Genomic DNA, 17337 nt, shown 5'->3' on the forward strand with positions numbered 1-17337 from the left:
CGGCGTCGCTTCGGGTTGCCATGGCGGTCACGTGATGAGGATCGCGCCGGCGCTGTCGATCTTCACCTCCTTCTTGTTCACCTTCACCGCCTTCTTCTGAAGATCGATAAGGCCCGCGGCGAGGCCGATCTTCTTGTTCTCGAGCGAGATCGCGCCAGCGTTCATCTGGATCGCGACCGTGTTGCCCGAAACGACGCCGGTGTTGAAGGCCGTCGTCGCCGCGCTCAGCGCCGAGGCGCCGGTGAAGCTGGTCGACACGCCGACGACCGAGGCGGTGAAGCCGTACGCGGTGCCGGAATAGCCGCCGGTCACGAACCAGTATGGACCCGTCTGCAGCACCTGCGGCGCGTTGAAGGTGATCGACGTCGCCGCCGTCAGCGTCATCGACGAAGAGGTTGTGACGGAATATTTGCCCGTCACCGCCTCGGTGAAGTCGCCGGTGACCGTGCGCGTCTCGTTGGCGGAGAAGGTCTCGGTGACGTTCCCCGTCACCGTCCGCGTCTCCCTGCCGCTGATCGCCTCGGTGACGTTGCCGGTGACGGTGGTGGACTTGTTGCCGCCGACGGAGATCGTCTCGTCGGTCTTGATCGTCGTGGTGCGGTTGCCGGTCTTGGTCCCCATCCCGACCGTGCGCGTCTCGTTGTTCTCGACCTCGACGATGTAGTCCTTCTCGGCGTGCAGCAGCACCTGCTCGCTGCCGATGGAGTCGTTGAAGGACAGCTCGTTGTAGTTGTCGGCCGTGCCGCCCGGCGTGGAACGTGTCCGGATCCCGGACAGGGGCGTCGTCGCCGAGATGTCGCTGCCCCCGCCGCTCCCGAGCAGCGGCGGCATGTTGCTCGTGTGATGCACGCGCCCGGTGATGATCGGCCGGTCGGGATCGCCCTCGAGGAAATCGACGATCACCTCATCCCCGACGCGCGGGATGAAGAAGTGCCCCCAGCGACCCCCAGCCCAGGCTTGCGAGACGCGGACCCAGCAGGAGGAGGCGTCGGGCGAACTGTAGGACGCGCGATCCCAGGCGAACTGAACCTTCACGCGGCCATAATTGTCCGTCCGCACATTCCCCGCCGTGTCGCCCGAGGCGCCGACGACGATTGCCGTCTGCGGGCCCTGCACGGCGGGCTTGGGCGTGACGCGGTCAGGCCGGAACTGCACGGCGTAGGGGATGCACTCGAACGCGTTCGTGTAGACGGGGGAGGCGGTCTGGTCCGCCCAGTAGCTGTAGTCCGAGCATTGATGGCTGATCCGGGTGACGACGAAGTCGACCGAGGTGGTCGCGTCGTCCTCGGGATCGATCGCCACCTTGGTGCCGGCGTCGAGCTGCGAAGCCGCGCCCCGGCCCGCCCAGCGCTGGAAATTCGCCTCCTCGACCTCCATCAGCAGGTCGCTGACGCCGCGGACATCGGTGCTGGTCACGTAGGAGGTGCCGGTGCTCGAATTGTGCACCCGCGCCAGCGGCAGGGCGGGATAACGGTAGCGCTCACGGTCCTTGAGGCGGGTCGTCACCTCGGTGGGCACGCCGGTGTTGTTCGACGCGCCGTAGGAATCCGCCCATTCCGAATCACCCTCGTAGGCCGAGGTCGGATTCAGCAGGTTGTAGTCGCGCGCGTGCCACTTGCCGGTCCGGAACGCGTAGCGCTGGGCGATGCTGGTGAGCTTCCCGCCGCCACCCACCGCGAGCGTGCCGAGCGAAGGGCTCGGGACGCGCGCGCCGCTCTTGATGTCCTTGATGACGAGCGTGTGCGTCGTGTCCGTGTGCTCGTGCCAATAGTAGAGGCCTGCCTGCTCCATCAGCCGCGAGATGAAGTCGAGCGCCGTCTCCCCGTACTGCACGCAGTATTCGAGCGTCCCGTAGCTGCCCGTGGTCGCGACCGTGCTGGACGTGATGCCGTGATCCGCCAGGACCTGCTGGACGATGGCGGGCACCGTCATGTCCTGGAAGATGCGGAAGTCGCTGGTCTGGGAGAGGAACCAGACCTTGGGGACGATCTCCGCCTCCCAGTCGAAAAGGGCAGTGGTCGAGGCGTTGTTGGGGCGCCGCCCGATGCGCGACAGGCTACGGAAATGGCCATGCAGCGGGCGGCGCGCGACCGAGGGGTCCGCGATGGTGGCGCTCGCCTCCGGCTCCCCGAACCAGACCGTCACCTCGCCGCCGAGCTGCTTCGCGACATCGGCGATCGCGGCGTCCGTCGCGAAGCGGACCGTGAAGACGAAGGGCTTCGAGATCGCGTCCTCGCCGACCAGGTCGTAGGGGACGATGACGCTCGAACCGAGCGCCGTGACCTGCATGTCGAGCAGCCGGGTCGTGTTGGTTGAGCCACTCAATGCCCTCTCCTCCCGTCCGCTTCGACCCCGTAACGGGAGCCTAGACTCGTTTCACGGCCACTTGAACTCCCCAAACAGGAAAATGAATGAAAGGGCCGGGCCGCGTCGTCAGGCGAAGCCCGGCGTCCCCGCCTGTTCAGCCTGCCGGCGGCGGTGCGGCGCCCCGCTGCGCCTTCAGCTCGTCGCGGATCTCGGCGAGCAGCTTCTCGCTCGCCGTCGGGGCCGGGGGCGCCTTGGCCTTCTCGACCGCCTGGGAGGCCTGCAGCTTGCTCAGGATCTTCACCAGCCAGAACACGGCGAAGCCGACGATCAGGAACTTGATCACCGCATTCAGGAAGGAGCCCAGCGCCAACACCGATGCGCCGCCCTGGCGCGTCAGCTCGAGCGAGGCGCGGCGCTCGCCGAACAGCACGACGAACAGGTTCGAGAAGTCGATCCCGCCCATCAGGATGCCGACGATCGGGTTCAGCAGGTCCTCGACCACCGAGGTGACGATGGCGGTGAAGGCGGCGCCGATCACCACGCCCACGGCGAGGTCGATGACGTTGCCGCGCATGATGAAGGCCTTGAATTCCTTCAGCCACTCCGGCTCCTTGATCGGAATCTGGCTGGTGATCTTGTTCGCGAGGTCGCTCATGCCGTCGGGCCTTCCCTGCGGTCGGTGGAACCGCCCGATCATCCATTGCCCGCGCGGTTCTTTCCAGTGCCGCGGCGGGGCGGCCGGCTCAAAGCCCCTCGATGGCCGCCGCCCGATCGTGCGGGCCGGGGCCATCCCCGCCGGGGGCCAGCTGCGCGCGGACATAGGCGATGTCCCGCCGCAGCGCGAAGACGTGGCGGCGGTAGGTGAGCGGCAGGTTCAGCCGCGCGACGCGGCCTTCCAGCTCCTCGAGCCGCGCGCGCAGCGCCGCGCGTTCGGCCGGCGTGGCGGTCTGCTCCGCCTCGGCCTCGATCCGGCGCAGCGTCTCGTAGTGGCGCCAGACGCGGGTCTCCATCTGCCAGGCGTAGATCGCCGGGCCGAAGCGGATCAGCGGCAGGGCGATGCCGATGACCGGCAGCAGGATGACCAGCAGCCGTTCGACCAGCACGGCGACCCAGAAGGGCAGCCAGGACTGCAGCACGGTGCGGCCGCGCGCGTAGTAGCGCTCGGCATCTGCGTTCATCGGCAGGTCCTGCGCGAGCGCGTTCGGATAGGCGCCCTCGGCGGCGAAGAGCGTCCGCGGCCGGTGCACCTCCTGCATGATCGAGACCAGCAGGCTGACGACCTGGGGATGCGTCGCCTCGTTCATCACGACCGAGGCGACGGGGGCGAGCAGCGTCAGGGCCCGATCCGGCCGGTCCTCGGCGATCGAGGCGCCGCCGCGCGGGAAGGTCACGGCGGTGAGGAAGGGCAGCCGAACGCCATAGGCCTCGGCGCGCCCGTCGAAATCGAGAAGGGCGACCGCCGGCGCCGCGGCGATCAGCCGCGCTATCGCGCCGGTGGTGCGCGCCGAGACCAGGATAGCCCCGTCCGCGGCCCCGCCCAGCAGCGCCTCGGCCGCCGCCATGCCGGTCAGGGGCAGGGGATCGATGTCGCCGGGTGCGATGCCGTTCGCGGCGAGCAGCGCGAGCGCCAGCACCCGCGTGCCGCTGCCCTCCGGCCCGATCGCGACGCGCCGGCCGCGCAGCTCGGCAAGGCGGGTGATGCCGTGCCCGGCATGCACGAAGGCCCAGACGGGTTCGGGGAAGACGGCGCCGAGCGATTCGAGCCCCGCATCGCGCACCGGATCCGCGATGCCGCCCTGCACCAGTGCCACGTCCACCTCGCGGGCCCGCAGCATCGCGAGGTTCTCGACCGACCCCTGCGTCGCGACGCGGCGGACGCGGAAGCCCGTCGCCTCGAGGCGCGCGGCATAGGCCTCGGCCGCGCGCGTGTACGCCGAATCGGGGTCGGTGCCGCTGGCGATGCGGATCTCCCGCGGCGGCGCCGGCGCGGCGAGGGAATAGCCGAGCGCGCCGCAGCCGATCAGCAGGGCCGCGGCGCTCAGGGCCCAGTGGCGGATCAACCAGGCGAGCAGGCGCTGCATCGCGGCAACGATGCGACGGCGGCCGGGTCCCGTCCATCCGCTTGGCAGCTGCGCGGCGCGCGGGCGATGCTGTCCCCATGACGGGACCCTTCGACCAGCACGTGACCTTCCTCTACGCCGAGGACCCCGCGCCATCCTGGCGCTTCTACGAGGAGGTGCTCGGCCTGCCCCTGGCGCAGGACCAGGGCAGTTGCCGCATCTACGCCCTCGCCCCCGGCGGGCGCGCCTTCCTCGGCGTCTGCCGCGCGCGCGGGCCGCGCGTGACGGACAATCCGCGCGTGCAGGGCGGTGCGGTCATCACCTTCGTACATGCGGATGTGGAAGGCTGGCACGACAGGCTGCGCGAGCGCGGAGTCGAGATCGCCGCGGCGCCGGGATATTCGGAAACCTACCGCGTGACCTCGTTCTTCTTCAAAGATCCGGCGGGGTACACGCTGGAAATCCAGCGTTTCGACCGGCCCGACTGGCCGGCGCCCGGCGCCTGAACCGCGGGGCGCGGGCGGCGCCCTCCGGCTTTCATCGTAACAGTGCGGCGCATCATCGGGATTCCCATTTCCCTCCGTCGCGGGACAGGGCAGTGTGGCCGGTAACGAACCAGGGAGACTTCCGCAATTGGCCGAGTTCTGGGCCGAATGGGGTGACCTCGCATATCTGCTGGCCGCCATTTGGGCATTCTTCGAAGGCGAGACCTTCGTGCTCGCCGCCGCCGCGCTCGGCGCCACCATGGATCTCGTGGATCCGTGGGTGCTGATGTTTTCCGTCTGGATCGGCTCCTACCTGGGCGACCAGACCTGGTTCTATCTTGGCCGGCGCTATGGCCCTGCCATCCTGCGCCGCTTCCCGAAGAGCCAGCCGCAGGTCGAACGCGCCAACGCGCTGCTGGAGCGCTACGGCACGCTGTTCATCCTGAGCTTCCGCTTCCTCTACGGCATCCGCAACGTGGCCTCGGTCGCCTGCGGCATCGCGGGCTATGACTGGATGCGCTTCGCGGTGCTGAACTTCGTCGCGGCGGGCGTCTGGTCGGCCTCCTTCGTCGCGGCCGGCTGGTTCCTCGGCGCCTGGCTCGGCGTGGACATGCTGTTCTGGACGATCTGCTCCATCGCGGGGCTGGCGCTGGTCGGGTTCATCGCCCGTCATTACTGGCGCCGGTCGCGGCGCCGGGCCGCGGCGACGACCTGACCGTCGTCCCGCCGCGGCGGTGGCGCTGCGGTTCTTTGCCTGACGGTGTCGGACCTGCGGCCGGCGCGCGGTGACCCGTGCGCCCGATCCCGGCGTGAAGGATACGGTCCCCTCGGTGCCTGACATCCGAAGGCTGCGCCGGACGCGCCGCCGGCACGGCCGGTGCCCTCACGGCCGGGGCCAGCACCGCATTGCGCGCGGTCGCCAACTGCGGACGTCTCATGCCAGCCGCATGAAGGTTTCACCTTCGTGCCCTCGAGCGCCGGCGCTTCGCGGCCTCGCCCGACTTTGGCGGGCGCAGCTCGGAACGTGCGGTTGGCATCATCCCCACCCTGAAACGCAAACGGCCCGCCCCATGACAGGGCGGGCCGTGCGCCGGCGCGGTGCTCCTGGCTACCGCGCCAGCATCGTCTGCGGCAGCCAGGTCACGATGGCCGGGAAGACCGTGACGATCGCGACCGCCACCAGCATCAGCCAGAAGAAGGGCAGGGTGTAGCGCGCCACCTCGAAGATGCCCTTGCCCGACAGGCCCTGCAGCACGAACAGGTTGAAGCCCACCGGCGGCGTGATCTGCGCGAGTTCGACCACCAGCACGATGAAGATGCCGAACCACACCAGGTCGAAGCCGGTACCCTGGATGATCGGCAGCACCACCGAGACCGTCAGCACGATCATGCTGATGCCGTCGATGAAGCAGCCGAGGATCAGGTAGATGATCGTCAGGAAGAAGATGATCATGTAGGGGCTGAAGCCCTGCGAACCGACCCAGGCTGCCATCGCCGCCGGCACGCCGGAATAGGCCATGGCCTGCGTCAGGAAGGCCGCGCCCGCGAGGATCAGATTGATCATGCAGGACAGCCGCACCGCGCCCATCAGGCTGTCGGTGAAGGACTTCCACGACAGCGTCCGCCCCCAGGCCGACAGCGCGAGCGCGCCGACCACGCCGAACACCGCCGCTTCCGTCGCCGTCGCCCAGCCGAGGTAGATGCTGCCCATCACGAAGCCGATCAGCAGCACCACCGGGATGAGCTGCCCGCTCTCGCGCACCTTCTGCAGGAAGGGCATCGGCGGGTCGGGCGGCGGCGTCAGCTTCGGGTTCAGCAGCGACCACACCGCGATGTAGCCGCTGAACAGCACCATCAGCATGATGCCCGGCAGCACGCCGGCGATGAACAGCCGGACGATCGAGACCTCCGCCGCCACGCCATAGACGATCATGACGATGGAGGGCGGGATCAGCAGGCCGAGCGTGCCCGCGCCCGCGAGGCTGCCAATCGCCATCGGCGCGTGGTAGCCGCGCTGCACCAGCGCCGGCAGCGACATCTTGCCGATCGTCGCCGCGGTGGCGGCCGAGGAGCCGGAGACGGCCGCGAAGATGCCGCAGCCGATGACGTTCACATGCATCAGCCGGCCGGGAAGCCGCTGCACCCACGGCGCCAGGCCGCGGAACATGTCCTCGGACAGCTTGGTGCGGAACAGGATCTCGCCCATCCAGATGAACAGCGGCAGCGCGGCGAGCGTCCAGGAGGCGAGCGACTGCCAGATCGCCGTGCCCATCACCTTCTCGGCCGGGAAGGTCGGCATGGCCGGGATCAGCATCGGCAGCGCGACGATGCCCACCAGCCCGACCAGCGCGAGCGCGAGCCCGATCCAGACGCCAAGCCCGAGGAAGAAGAACAGGCAGAGCAGCAGCAGCAGCCCGGCTTCCGTCAGCGCGAGTTCCATCACAGTTCCTCCGTCGCGCGTTCGAGGGCGGAAGCCTCCGCCGCCTTGCGGTAGGAGGGCGTGCCCCCCGTGAGGTGCACGACCAGGTCGTCCAGCAGGCAGACCGCGAAGAGCGCGACGCCCACGCCGACCATCCCCTGCGGCACCCAGAGCTTCCACGCGACCGAGCCCTGCGCGACGTCCTCGAACTCGAAGCTGTCGGTGGCGAGGTCGAGCATCGCGTAGGCGAAGAAGAAGCAGAGCGCGGTGGTGATGACGAGGGCGATCGTCTCCATCACGAAGCGCGCCTTGCCCGACAGCCGCCCGATGATCAGGTCCACGCGGATATGCGCGCCGTGGCGGAAGGCATAGGCGAGCGGCAGCGTGGCCGAGGCCGCGACCGAGAAGGCCGTGAGGTCGTCGGCGCCGAGCACGGTCAGCCCGAACTGGCGGCCGATCACCTGGGCCGCGATGATGCCGGCGATGGCCGCGAGCGCGATGCCGCCCCCGACGCCGCCGAGAAGATAGAGCGCATCGAGCGCCCGGCGCACGGGACTCATGCCGGTGCGCGCCGCGGGCAGGGCGGTTCGATCATGTTTGCTGCTTCCGTCCGAAAAGTGGTGGGGGCCCCGAAGGGCCCCCAGGATCATGCAACGGCCGCGCGGTAGGCGTCGATCAGGCGCTTGCCCTCGTCGCCCGCCTTGGCGACCCATTCGTCGGCCTGTGTTGCACCGATGCGCATCAGGCCCTGCATCAGCGCGGGCGTCGCCTCCTGCACGGTCATGCCGCGCTGGGCGAGCGTCGCCTGCTGGTTGACCGTTTCGGTGTCCGACGCTTCCCAGCCGCGTGCCTCGGCCGTGGCCGCGGCGGTGCGGATCGCGGCCTGCACGTCGGCCGGCAGGGCAGCGAGGTCGCGCTGGCGTACGAAGATCGCGTTCTTCGTCCGCGTGAAGCCGATCGGCGTGAAGAAGCGGCAGAAATCCCACGCCTGCACGTCGACGCCGGTCGCCGCCGAGGTGACCATCGCGTTCACCACGCCGGTGGCGAAGGCCTGCGGCACCTCGGCCTGCTGCACCAGGGTCGGCGTCGCGCCGCACAGCGTCGCGAAGCGGTTGGTCAGCGCGTTGAAGGTGCGCATCTTGGTCCCGCGCAGCGACTCCACGCTTTCGACCGGCGCGTTGGTGTAGAGGCCCGAGGGCGGCCACGGCACCCAGTAGAGCAGCGACAGGCCCTGCCGGTTCAGCCGCGCCTCGACATAGGGCTTCTGCAGCTCGGCCAGCTTGCGCGCCATCGCCGTGCTGGTGACCAGCATGGGCACGCTGTCGACCTCGAAGAAGGGATCCTCGTTGCCATAGGCCGAGAGCAGGATCTCGCCGATCTGCACCTGGCCGGTCTGCGCGCCGCGCTTGATCTCGGGCATCCGCAGCAGCGAGGCGTTGGAATGCACCTGGATCTGCAGCCGTCCGCCGGAGGCGTTCTGCACCTCCTCGACGAAGGCGCGCATGTTGCGCGTGTGGAAGTTGCCGTCCGGATAGGCGGTCGCGACCTGCCAGCGGGTCTGGGCCCGGGCGGGCCCGGTGACAAGGCCGGCAGCGGCAAGGCCGCCGGAAGCCGCGAGAAACCCGCGGCGGCGAATGGTGGTCATGCGGAAGCCCCCTGTTGTTCTTCAGGCGGGGCATCTTCCGCACCGGGGGGCGGCCGGCGCAAGGGGGCAGGGGCGGGGCAATCGCCCCGCCCCGCCCGACCTGCCCGGATGCTGGGCCGTGGCGGCCCCGGCTGCCCGCCTGGCGCGCAGCCGGGGGGCGTCGTCAGGCGGTCGCGGCGCGGTACTGCTCGATCAGCCGCTTGCCGTCGTCCCCGGCGCGCTGGACCCATTCGTCAGCCATGGTCCGGCCGACCCGGGCACAGTCGTCGAGCAGCTGCTGAGAGGGCTGCAGCACCTGCATGCCGCGCTGGCCGAGCGTCGCCTCGGTCTCGCGCGTCGCGGCCTCGGCGAGCTCGTAGCCACGCGCCTCGGCGCGCACCGCGGCGGCGCGGATCGCGTCCTGCAGCTCGCGCGGCAGGCCTTCCAGCGCGCGGCGCGACACGAAGACCGCGTTCTTCGTCATGGTGAAGCCGAGCGGAATGAAGACCCGCGCATAGTCCCAGGCCTGGGTGTCGACGCCCGTCGCGGCGGAGGTGACCTGCGCCTGCACCACGCCGGTCGCGAAGGCCTGCGCGAGTTCCGCGGACTGCACCAGCGTCGGCTGCGCGCCGATCAGCTGCGCGAAGCGGTTGGTCATCGGCGAATAGGTGCGGAAGCGCGACCCGCGCAGCTGCTCGAGCGAGGTGACCGGCTGCTGCGCGTAGAGCCCGGCCGGCGGCCACGGCACCATGTAGAGCAGCGTGAGGCCCTGGCGGGCGAAGCGCGCCTCGATGAAGGGCTTCTGCAGGTCCGACAGCTTCTTCGCCTGGGCGAAGTTGGTGACGAGCTGCGGCAGCGCGTCGGCGTCGAAGATCGGATCCTCGTTCGCATAGGCGGTCAGCAGGATCTCGCCCGCCTGGACCTGGCCGGTCTGCACGCCGCGCTTGATCTCCGTCATCTTGAGCAGGCTGCCGTTGGAATGCAGCTGCACGGCGAGGCGTCCGCCCGAGGCCTGCTCGATCTCCTGCAGGAAGGTGCGGATGTTGCGGGTGTGCAGGTTCCCGTCGGCATAGGCCGTCGCCATCTGCCAGCGCGCCTGGGCGTGGGCGGCGATCGGGGCCATGGCGGCGAGGCCGGCGGCGCCCATCAGGGCGCGACGGTGAAGGGTCATGCGGGCGTTTTCCTCTCCCGGTGGCTGCCGCGGGAGCGGCGCCTGGAGGGAGAGGATACCGCGCGAAGGCGGCGGGTGATCAAGCCACCCGCCGCGGGGAATTTCACGCCGGGTAGGCGGCGGGATCGACGCCGGCCTCGGTCAGGAAGGTGCGGATCGAAACGACTTCCTCCTTTGACAGGCTGTGGTGCGTGTCGTGGAAGGCATGGGCCTTGCCGTTGAGCTTCACGGCGACGCGGCCGGAGCCGTTGTGCGAGACCTCGGCGCCGAGTTCCTCGAACACCGCATGGACCAGCTTGGGGTCGATGTTGGCGCTGACCGGGTGCGCAAAGAGGGCGTGGAGGACCTTGCGGTGGCGATGGTTCATGGCCGGCCTTTCCTGGCGGTTGTGCTTCGCCCGCCATATTCCGCGGATTCTGCGCCGCCGCCTTGCGCCGCATCAAGGCGCGTCATCCACCCCAGCGCCGGGTCCCGAGCAGCACGCCGTGGCGGCCCGTCGGCCCCGCCATGTCGAAGACCTGCAGGTCGGACCAGTCGAAGCCGGCGCGCAGGGCGGCAAGCGGGCCCGGCACCAGGCGTTCGTGCACCTCGACGACATGCAGGATCGGCCGGGAGCCGTAGACCGCCTCGAAGGCCGCGACGATCTCGGCGATCGGCGGCTTGGTGCGGCCGAGGTCGAGGCCCGCCTCGCGGCTCAGCGCGTCGCCCCAAGGTGGGGCGTGGAAGGCGACGACGCGCCGGCCGGCCGGGACGCGATGCGTGCCGAGCAGCGTTCGGAAGTCCCCATGGGCGAGGTGGATCGGCGCGCCGAGCGAGGCGATGTTGCGCGTGCTCATCTCGAAGATCGCGGGCTCGACCTCGAAGCCGATCCCCTCGGCGCCGGGCAGGTGCCGCAGGATGGAATAGAGGCCGTTGCAGGATCCCGCGAAGCAGTCGACGACGCCGAAGGCGCTGCCCTGCGGGGCGCCGGCCGCGACGCGCGCGACGGCGCCGCCGATCAGGTCGCCGAGCGGATCGCGCACCGCCTCGAGCGCCGTGCGCGCGAGGATGCGCACACCCTTCGCGTACCAGTCCGCCGGACGCATGCCGTAGAGCGCGACGGCATCCGGGTCGCTGAAGGAATCGCGGCCGAACTTCTCGACCTCCCAGAGCTCGATGACCTGGTTGCGCTTCGCAGGGCTGAGCAGGAAGTCGCGGTCATACCGGGGGATGTTGCCCCCCGAACCCTTGTCGGACATGGCCACCTCCACGCGTCGGCGGAGGTTCGGTCGGCGCGTCGCGGGACTTCAAGCGAATTCGCCCGGCCAGAAAAACCAAGCCAATGCGATGGCATCGAAGCCAGGTGCAACGCGCAACCGGTCCCGCCCGGCCGTCCCGAGGAAGTCGCGCCAAGCCCCAAGATAAAGCGGCCCGAGGCAAGGCCTCGGGCCGGGAGCGCAAAGCGCGACCGCGCCCCGACCGACCGCAGCGCCGGGTGGTCCAGTGCAAGGCGCGGAAGCGAAGCGCGCGGACGCGCGCGCCGGCGCCTGAGGCATACAACAATGCGGCCCGAGGCTCGGCATCGGGCCGGGAGCGCAAAGCGCGACCGCGCCCAGGCCGATCGCAGCGCCCGGTGGTCCCGTGCACGGCGCGCAAGCCAAGCGCGCGAATGCGCGCGCCGGCGCCTAAGGCAAAAAGACTACGCGCGGCCGTAGGTATCCTCGAACCGCACGATGTCGTCCTCGCCGAGGTAGGAGCCGGACTGCACCTCGATCAGCACCAGCGGGATCATCCCCGGGTTCTCCATGCGGTGCACGCAGCCGAGCGGGAGATACACGCTCTCGTTCTCGCGCAGCAGGATCTCCTCGTCGTCGCGGCGGACGATGGCGGTGCCCGAGACGACGACCCAGTGCTCGGCGCGGTGGAAGTGCTTCTGCAGGGACAGCTTCGCACCCGGGCGCACCTGGATGCGCTTCACCTGGAAGCGCTCGCCGCGCACCACGCCCTCGTAGTGGCCCCAGGGGCGATAGGCGCGGCGATGTTCCGTGGCCTGCGGGATGCCCTTGGCCTTGAGCTGGTCCACCAGCTTCTTCACGTCCTGCGCGCGGTCGCGATGCATCGCGAGCACCGCGTCGTCGGTGACGACAACGACCGCGTTCTCGAGGCCGACCACGCCGGTCAGGATGCCCTCGCTGCGGACGTAGCAGTTGCGGCTGTCGAGGATCTCGACCGGGCCCGTCGCCGCATTGCCGGCGGCATCCTTCGCGCTGATGTCCCACAGCGCGGCCCAGGACCCGATGTCCGACCAGCCGATCGCGGCGGGCACCACGGCGGCGTGCTTGGTCCGCTCCATCACCGCGTAGTCGATGCTGATCGAGGGCGCGGCAAGGAAGGCCTCGGGGGCGAGGCGCACGAAATCCATGTCGCGCTTCGCGCCCTCGACCGCGGCCCGCACGGCGGCGAGCAGCTCCGGCTCATGGCGCTCAAGCTCGGCGAGCAGCACCGAGGCGGTCGCGACGAACATCCCCGAATTCCACAGGTGCCTGCCATCGGCGACGAATTCGGCGGCACGGGCGGCGTCGGGCTTCTCGACGAAACGGGCGATGTCGCGCACGCCGGGCAGGCCGGGCAGCTCGGCGCCGGCCTCGATGTAGCCGTAGCCGGTCTCGGGCGCGGTGGGCTTCATGCCGAAGGTCACGATGCGCCCGGCGCGCGCGCCGGCGGCCGCGGCGGCGAGGGCCGCGTGCAGGGCCGGGACGTCGCCGATCGCGGAATCGGCCGCCATGATCCACATGACCGTGCCGGGGCCGGCTTCCTCGGCGAGCAGCGCGGCCGCGGCGATGGCGGGGGCGCTGTTGCGCCCGGCGGGTTCGAGGACGATGCGCGCGTTGCGGCCGCGCAGCTGCTCGGCGACGAGGAAGCGGTGCGCCTCGTTGCAGACCGCCATGGGGGGCAGGAAGCCGGGGCCTTCGGCGCGGGCGGCGGTCTCGGCCAGCATCGGGCGGTCGGAGGCGAGCGGCCAGAACTGCTTCGGATAGCCCTCGCGCGACAGCGGCCAGAGGCGGGTGCCGGTGCCGCCCGAAAGGATCACGGGGAGGATCATGGTGTCTTGCGCTGTCATGGCCGTCCGGCGGTCGGTTCGGGAACGGCCTGTCCTATGCGATGCAATGAGGGCGAAGGGAAGGCATCTCGGCACAAGTTTGGTCCCCCTGTAGGATCGTCCTGCGAGGATTTGACCGGAGGCGTGTGCGCGTGGCGGATATGGAAACGGGGCTCGGTATCCCCGAGGGGTTCGTCGCGCGCCGGGCCGGCGGCCCGTTCCTGGAACCGATCGGCCCGATCTGGCTGCGGCCGGCGGAGGGCGGGTCCGTCTTCGGCATCCGGCTGGAGCGCCGGCACTGCAACAACCAGGCGGTGGCGCATGGCGGGATGCTTGCGACCTTCGCCGACATCGTGCTGGGCATCGGCGGCGGGGAGCAGGGCGGCACGCCCGGGCATTTCGTCACGGTCAGCCTGGTGACGGACTACCTCGCACCGGCGCCGCTCGGCGCCTGGCTGGAATGCCGCCCGTCGCTGCTGCGCCGGACGTCCCGCCTGATGTTCGTCGAGGGCCGCTTCGAGGCCGATGGCGTGCCCGTGCTGCGCGCGAGCGGCGTGTTCAGCCTGCCGCGTCCGAAGGGCTGACCGAGCGGCCCCCACAGCCGCCCACCCCCTGAGGCAACGGCGACGCGCGGCCCGAGGCTAAGCCTCGGGTCCGGAGCGCGAAGCGCGACCGTCCCGCCCGCCGCCCCCAGCGCACCAGTGCATGGCGCGCATGCCGGCGCCGGCGTCTGAGGCACCAAACAAGCGCGGCCCGAGGCCCGGCCTCGGGCCGGGAGCGCGAAGCGCGACCGCGCCCAGACCGCCAGCGGCCGCCAACGCGACCGTGCATGGCGCGCAAGCCAAGCCGGCGGATGCCGGCGCCGGCGTCTGAGGCACCCCAAAAAAAACGGAAGGCGGGTCCCTCCCGGAACCCGCCTCCCAATCACCCGACCAGCAGGTCTGGTCAGACCAACCTCACCCGCCTTCCGCCAGCGCCGCGTCCTTGCCCTTGCGGAGGTTGGGCAGCAGCATCGCGCCCAGCGCCACGGCGGCGATCGCCAGCATGGTCGCGCTGATCGGCCGCTCGATGAACACCATCACGTCGCCGCGCGACAGCAGCATGGCGCGGCGCAGGTGCTCCTCCATCATCGGGCCGAGCACGAAGCCGATCAGCATCGGCGCGCCCTCGAGCCGCAGCTTCGAGCAGAGGTAGCCGAAGATGCCGAAGAACACCGTCTGGTACACGTCGAACACGTTGTTCTGCAGCGAGTACACGCCGATCGCGCAGAAGATCATGATCGAGGGGTACATGTGGCGGTAGGGCACCGCGAGCAGCTTCACCCACATGCCGACCAGCGGCAGGTTGATGACCAGCAGCATCAGGTTGCCGACCCACATCGACGCGATCAGGCCCCAGAACAGGTCCGGCTGGGCTTCCACCATGCGGGGCCCCGGCTGGATGCCCTGGATGATCAGCGCGCCGACCATCAGCGCCATGACGGCGTTGGCCGGGATGCCGAGCGTCAGCAGCGGGATGAAGGAGGTCTGGGACGCGGCGTTGTTGGCCGATTCCGGACCCGCCACGCCCTCGATCGCGCCCGACCCGAACTCGTGGCGGTACTTCGAGAGCTTGCGCTCCATCATGTAGGACCCGAAGGAGGCCAGCGCCGCGCCGCCGCCCGGCAGGATGCCGAGGATCGAGCCGAGCGCGGTGCCGCGCAGCACCGACGGGATCGAGCGCCGCACCTCGTCGCGCGTCATCATCAGGCTGCCGACCTTGCCCGACATGACCGAACGCGATTCCGGCCGCTCGAGGTTCAGGATGATCTCGGCGATGCCGAACATGCCCATCGCGATCGAGACGAAGCCGACGCCGTCCGACAGTTCCGGGATGCCGAAGGTGAAGCGCTGCTGGCCGGTCTGCACGTCCGTGCCGACCATGCCGAGCGAGACGCCGAACACCACCATGCCGATCGACTTCACCACCGAGCCCTGGGCGAGCACGGCGGAGATGACGAGGCCGAGCAGCATCAGCGAGAAGTAGTCGGCCGGGCCGAATGACAGCGCGACCTGCGTCAGCAGCGGGCCCGAGGCGGCGACGAGGATGGTCGAGAAGGTGCCGGCGAAGAACGAGCCGAGCGCGGCGATGGTGAGCGCCGCGCCAGCGCGCCCGCGCCGGGCCATCTTGTAGCCCTCGAGCGTGGTTACGACCGAACTGACCTCACCTGGCAGGTTCAGCAGGATGGCCGTGGTCGAACCGCCGTACTGCGCGCCGTAGTAGATGCCGGCGAGCATGATGATGGCGGTGGTCGCCGGCTGGCCGAAGGTGATCGGCAGCAGCAGGGAGATGGTCGCCACCGGGCCGATGCCGGGGAGCACGCCGATCGCCGTGCCGATGAGGCAGCCGATCAGGCAGAACAGCAGGTTGTTGAGCGTGAGCGCGACGCCGAAGCCGTGCGCGAGATTTGCGACGAGATCCATTGAGCGTTTCCCCCCGGTCTCAGAACTGCGGCCAGACCGGCACGCGGATGTCGAGCTCGTAGATGAACACGGCCCAGCACAGCACGCAGAGGAACACGACGAGCCCGAGCACCCCGAGCGGCTTGTGCGTCTCGTCCGCCAGCGCCGACAGGGCGACCGAAGCGGCGATCGCGGCCATCAGGCCGACCGGCTCGAGCATCAGGCCGAACAGCGCGAAGGCGGCGCTGATCAGGAAGAGCGGGCGCCAGGACTTCACGATGCTGGGGACCATGCAGCCGACGAACATGCCGATGCCGAGCGGGTTCCAGCCCGAGGAGAACCACCCCGGCATGTGCGCCGCACCGATGCCTGCGGCCATGCCGACGACACCGCCCGCGATGAGGAAGGCGACCTCCTGGGAGGTCCACTTCTCCAGCGGGTCAGGCCCGCTGAACAGCGAGAAGCCGAGCACGATGCAGCCCAGGATCAGCTGCAGCATGAAGGACAGCCAGGGCATGTAGCCCGGCCCCATGCGGCGCGCGGTGCCCATGGTGTGGTCCATGTTGAGCCACAGCCCGATGAGGGCCAGGCTGATCAGGATCGCTGCGGAAAGCAGGTCCTTCGTGTTGATCTTCATCCCCGTTGGTCCACCCACGATGAAGTTGTCGAAAAAAGAGCCGTCAGTCCGGCGTCGCGCCGGAAGCCTGCACCAGAGGCGCCCAGGCGGCCACCTCCCGTCTTACGAAATCTGCGTAACCTTCGGGCGTCAGGTCGCCCGGCGTTCCGCCGAGTTCCGAGAATCGCGCCCGCGTCTCGGGCATGGCCAGGAAGGCCATGGTCTCCCGGTGGATGCGCTCGACGATCGGCGCCGGCGTGCCGGCGGGGGCCGAGAGCCCGAACCAGGAATCGCTCGCGAGGTCGAAGCCCTGCTCGCGGAAGGTCGGCACGTCCGGAAAGGCCGGGTGCCGCTGGGCCGAGGCCATGGCCACCGCGATCACCGACCCCTGCCGGATGTGCGATGCGGCGGATGGCAGGCTGTCCGACATCATCGGCACCTGGCCCGCGATCACCGCCTGCATGGCGGGTCCCGCGCCGCGGAAGGGGATGTGGTTCAGCTCCTTGCCGATCAGCTGGCCCATCCGCACCACCATCAGGTGGTTCGAGGACCCGGCACCCGAGGTCGCGACATCGAGGCCGGAGGGGCTCTTCGCGCGCGCGGCGGCATCCTGCAGCGTGCGGATCCCCGCGCGCGGATTGGCCACCCAGACGGTCGGGTTGGTGATGACAAGGGCGATGTGGCTGAAGTCGGTGACGGCGTCGTAGCGCACCCGCCCGCGATAGACCGAAGGGCTGATCCCGTGGCTCGCGATGTTCGACATCACCAGCGTGTAGCCGTCGGGGGCGGAGCGCGCGACGATCTCGCTGCCCACCGTCGCGCCGGCGCCGGCGCGGTTCTCGACGATGACGGAAACACCCAGGCGTTCCTGCAGCCCCGCCGCCACCAGCCGGGCGACGAGGTCCGTCGTTCCGCCGGGCGCGAATGGCACGACAAGGCGGATCGGCTGCGCAGGCCAGGCCTGGGCCGTCGCGGCGCGTGCCGTCAGCAATGCAGGTATTGTTCCGGCCAGCACGATCCGCCGGCGCAGCGCCCAGGACATTCCGCCTCCCCTCTTCCCGGTTCGCCCTATGGCATGCACCTCCGGCGCAGACAAGCGTCCGCCTTGCCTAAGTGCCTCGTGAACCTATGCTCC

Annotated in this window: 16 protein-coding genes; 3 read left to right on the top strand and 13 right to left on the bottom strand. The window is 70.0% G+C overall.

Features of this window, described 5'->3' with window-relative positions:
* Positions 1–27 precede the first annotated feature (27 nt).
* The 3 genes from GWK15_RS15490 to GWK15_RS15500 all read right to left on the bottom strand — a co-directional run bounded on the left by GWK15_RS15490 (position 28) and on the right by GWK15_RS15500 (position 4388).
* Positions 28–2325, bottom strand: a complete 2298-nt coding sequence (locus GWK15_RS15490) for a type VI secretion system Vgr family protein (protein ID WP_168042258.1) — start codon at positions 2323–2325, stop codon at positions 28–30.
* 136 nt (positions 2326–2461) lie between these two features.
* Positions 2462–2962 carry a large conductance mechanosensitive channel protein MscL gene (gene mscL, locus GWK15_RS15495; protein ID WP_168042259.1) on the bottom strand — a complete coding sequence of 167 codons (501 nt, stop codon included), beginning with the start codon at positions 2960–2962 and terminating at the stop codon, positions 2462–2464.
* A gap of 88 nt (positions 2963–3050) precedes the next feature.
* Complete coding sequence (locus GWK15_RS15500) at positions 3051–4388, bottom strand: TAXI family TRAP transporter solute-binding subunit (RefSeq protein WP_168042260.1); 1338 nt, start codon at positions 4386–4388, stop codon at positions 3051–3053.
* 77 nt (positions 4389–4465) lie between these two features.
* Here GWK15_RS15500 and GWK15_RS15505 point away from each other — a divergent pair, with 77 nt between their 5' ends.
* The gene (locus GWK15_RS15505; protein WP_168042261.1) at positions 4466–4873 is read left to right on the top strand and encodes a VOC family protein; all 408 of its coding nucleotides are present in this window, start codon (positions 4466–4468) and stop codon (positions 4871–4873) included.
* A gap of 127 nt (positions 4874–5000) precedes the next feature.
* On the top strand, positions 5001–5567 hold the full coding sequence (locus GWK15_RS15510) for a DedA family protein (protein WP_168042262.1): 567 nt from the start codon (positions 5001–5003) through the stop codon (positions 5565–5567).
* A 393-nt stretch (positions 5568–5960) separates the two neighbouring features.
* Here GWK15_RS15510 and GWK15_RS15515 read toward each other — a convergent pair whose 3' ends face one another.
* The 7 genes from GWK15_RS15515 to GWK15_RS15545 form a co-directional block, all read right to left on the bottom strand.
* Positions 5961–7292: a TRAP transporter large permease gene (locus GWK15_RS15515; RefSeq protein WP_209442233.1), complete on the bottom strand. Its 1332-nt coding sequence runs from the start codon at positions 7290–7292 to the stop codon at positions 5961–5963.
* Positions 7292–7831, bottom strand: coding sequence for a TRAP transporter small permease (locus GWK15_RS15520; RefSeq protein WP_168042264.1), 540 nt, complete (start codon positions 7829–7831; stop codon positions 7292–7294). Before GWK15_RS15520 ends, GWK15_RS15515 begins: the two co-directional genes overlap by 1 nt.
* A gap of 86 nt (positions 7832–7917) precedes the next feature.
* Positions 7918–8916, bottom strand: coding sequence for a TRAP transporter substrate-binding protein (locus GWK15_RS15525; RefSeq protein ID WP_168042265.1), 999 nt, complete (start codon positions 8914–8916; stop codon positions 7918–7920).
* A 163-nt stretch (positions 8917–9079) separates the two neighbouring features.
* Complete coding sequence (locus GWK15_RS15530; RefSeq protein ID WP_168042266.1) at positions 9080–10066, bottom strand: TRAP transporter substrate-binding protein; 987 nt, start codon at positions 10064–10066, stop codon at positions 9080–9082.
* Positions 10067–10169: 103 nt separating this feature from the next.
* A complete protein-coding gene (locus GWK15_RS15535; protein ID WP_168042267.1) occupies positions 10170–10433 on the bottom strand; it encodes a hypothetical protein in 264 nt (87 codons plus the stop codon).
* A gap of 82 nt (positions 10434–10515) precedes the next feature.
* The gene (locus GWK15_RS15540) at positions 10516–11304 is read right to left on the bottom strand and encodes a hypothetical protein (protein WP_168042268.1); all 789 of its coding nucleotides are present in this window, start codon (positions 11302–11304) and stop codon (positions 10516–10518) included.
* A gap of 440 nt (positions 11305–11744) precedes the next feature.
* On the bottom strand, positions 11745–13148 hold the full coding sequence (locus GWK15_RS15545) for a mannose-1-phosphate guanylyltransferase/mannose-6-phosphate isomerase (RefSeq protein WP_272870052.1): 1404 nt from the start codon (positions 13146–13148) through the stop codon (positions 11745–11747).
* Between the two features lie 158 nt (positions 13149–13306).
* Here GWK15_RS15545 and GWK15_RS15550 point away from each other — a divergent pair, with 158 nt between their 5' ends.
* Positions 13307–13729 carry a PaaI family thioesterase gene (locus tag GWK15_RS15550; protein WP_245211707.1) on the top strand — a complete coding sequence of 141 codons (423 nt, stop codon included), beginning with the start codon at positions 13307–13309 and terminating at the stop codon, positions 13727–13729.
* Between the two features lie 372 nt (positions 13730–14101).
* Here the strand turns inward: GWK15_RS15550 and GWK15_RS15555 are convergent, their stop codons facing one another.
* From GWK15_RS15555 to GWK15_RS15565, 3 genes are read right to left on the bottom strand one after another with little or no spacing between them, the layout of a single operon-like run.
* Positions 14102–15607, bottom strand: a complete 1506-nt coding sequence (locus GWK15_RS15555; RefSeq protein ID WP_168042271.1) for a tripartite tricarboxylate transporter permease — start codon at positions 15605–15607, stop codon at positions 14102–14104.
* A gap of 19 nt (positions 15608–15626) precedes the next feature.
* Entirely contained in the window at positions 15627–16223 is a 597-nt protein-coding gene (locus GWK15_RS15560; protein WP_168042272.1) for a tripartite tricarboxylate transporter TctB family protein, read from the bottom strand.
* A gap of 43 nt (positions 16224–16266) precedes the next feature.
* On the bottom strand, positions 16267–17244 hold the full coding sequence (locus GWK15_RS15565) for a Bug family tripartite tricarboxylate transporter substrate binding protein (RefSeq protein WP_168042273.1): 978 nt from the start codon (positions 17242–17244) through the stop codon (positions 16267–16269).
* Between the last annotated feature and the right edge of the window lie 93 nt (positions 17245–17337).

The sequence above is a fragment of the Neoroseomonas oryzicola genome (genome assembly GCF_012163135.1).
In the GTDB taxonomy this organism is placed as follows: Bacteria; Pseudomonadota; Alphaproteobacteria; order Acetobacterales; family Acetobacteraceae; genus Neoroseomonas; species Neoroseomonas oryzicola.

Excerpts from the sequence above, each read along its gene's own strand:
- mscL (WP_168042259.1), bottom strand. The coding sequence starts at position 2,962 with ATGAGCGACCTCGCGAACAAGATCACCAGCCAGATTCCGATCAAGGAG.
- GWK15_RS15500 (WP_168042260.1), bottom strand. The coding sequence starts at position 4,388 with ATGCAGCGCCTGCTCGCCTGGTTGATCCGCCACTGGGCCCTGAGCGCC.
- GWK15_RS15505 (WP_168042261.1), top strand. The coding sequence starts at position 4,466 with ATGACGGGACCCTTCGACCAGCACGTGACCTTCCTCTACGCCGAGGAC.
- GWK15_RS15515 (WP_209442233.1), bottom strand. The coding sequence starts at position 7,292 with ATGGAACTCGCGCTGACGGAAGCCGGGCTGCTGCTGCTGCTCTGCCTG.
- GWK15_RS15520 (WP_168042264.1), bottom strand. The coding sequence starts at position 7,831 with ATGAGTCCCGTGCGCCGGGCGCTCGATGCGCTCTATCTTCTCGGCGGC.
- GWK15_RS15525 (WP_168042265.1), bottom strand. The coding sequence starts at position 8,916 with ATGACCACCATTCGCCGCCGCGGGTTTCTCGCGGCTTCCGGCGGCCTT.
- GWK15_RS15530 (WP_168042266.1), bottom strand. The coding sequence starts at position 10,066 with ATGACCCTTCACCGTCGCGCCCTGATGGGCGCCGCCGGCCTCGCCGCC.
- GWK15_RS15535 (WP_168042267.1), bottom strand. The coding sequence starts at position 10,433 with ATGAACCATCGCCACCGCAAGGTCCTCCACGCCCTCTTTGCGCACCCG.
- GWK15_RS15540 (WP_168042268.1), bottom strand. The coding sequence starts at position 11,304 with ATGTCCGACAAGGGTTCGGGGGGCAACATCCCCCGGTATGACCGCGAC.
- GWK15_RS15545 (WP_272870052.1), bottom strand. The coding sequence starts at position 13,148 with ATGATCCTCCCCGTGATCCTTTCGGGCGGCACCGGCACCCGCCTCTGG.
- GWK15_RS15550 (WP_245211707.1), top strand. The coding sequence starts at position 13,307 with ATGGAAACGGGGCTCGGTATCCCCGAGGGGTTCGTCGCGCGCCGGGCC.
- GWK15_RS15555 (WP_168042271.1), bottom strand. The coding sequence starts at position 15,607 with ATGGATCTCGTCGCAAATCTCGCGCACGGCTTCGGCGTCGCGCTCACG.
- GWK15_RS15560 (WP_168042272.1), bottom strand. The coding sequence starts at position 16,223 with ATGAAGATCAACACGAAGGACCTGCTTTCCGCAGCGATCCTGATCAGC.
- GWK15_RS15565 (WP_168042273.1), bottom strand. The coding sequence starts at position 17,244 with ATGTCCTGGGCGCTGCGCCGGCGGATCGTGCTGGCCGGAACAATACCT.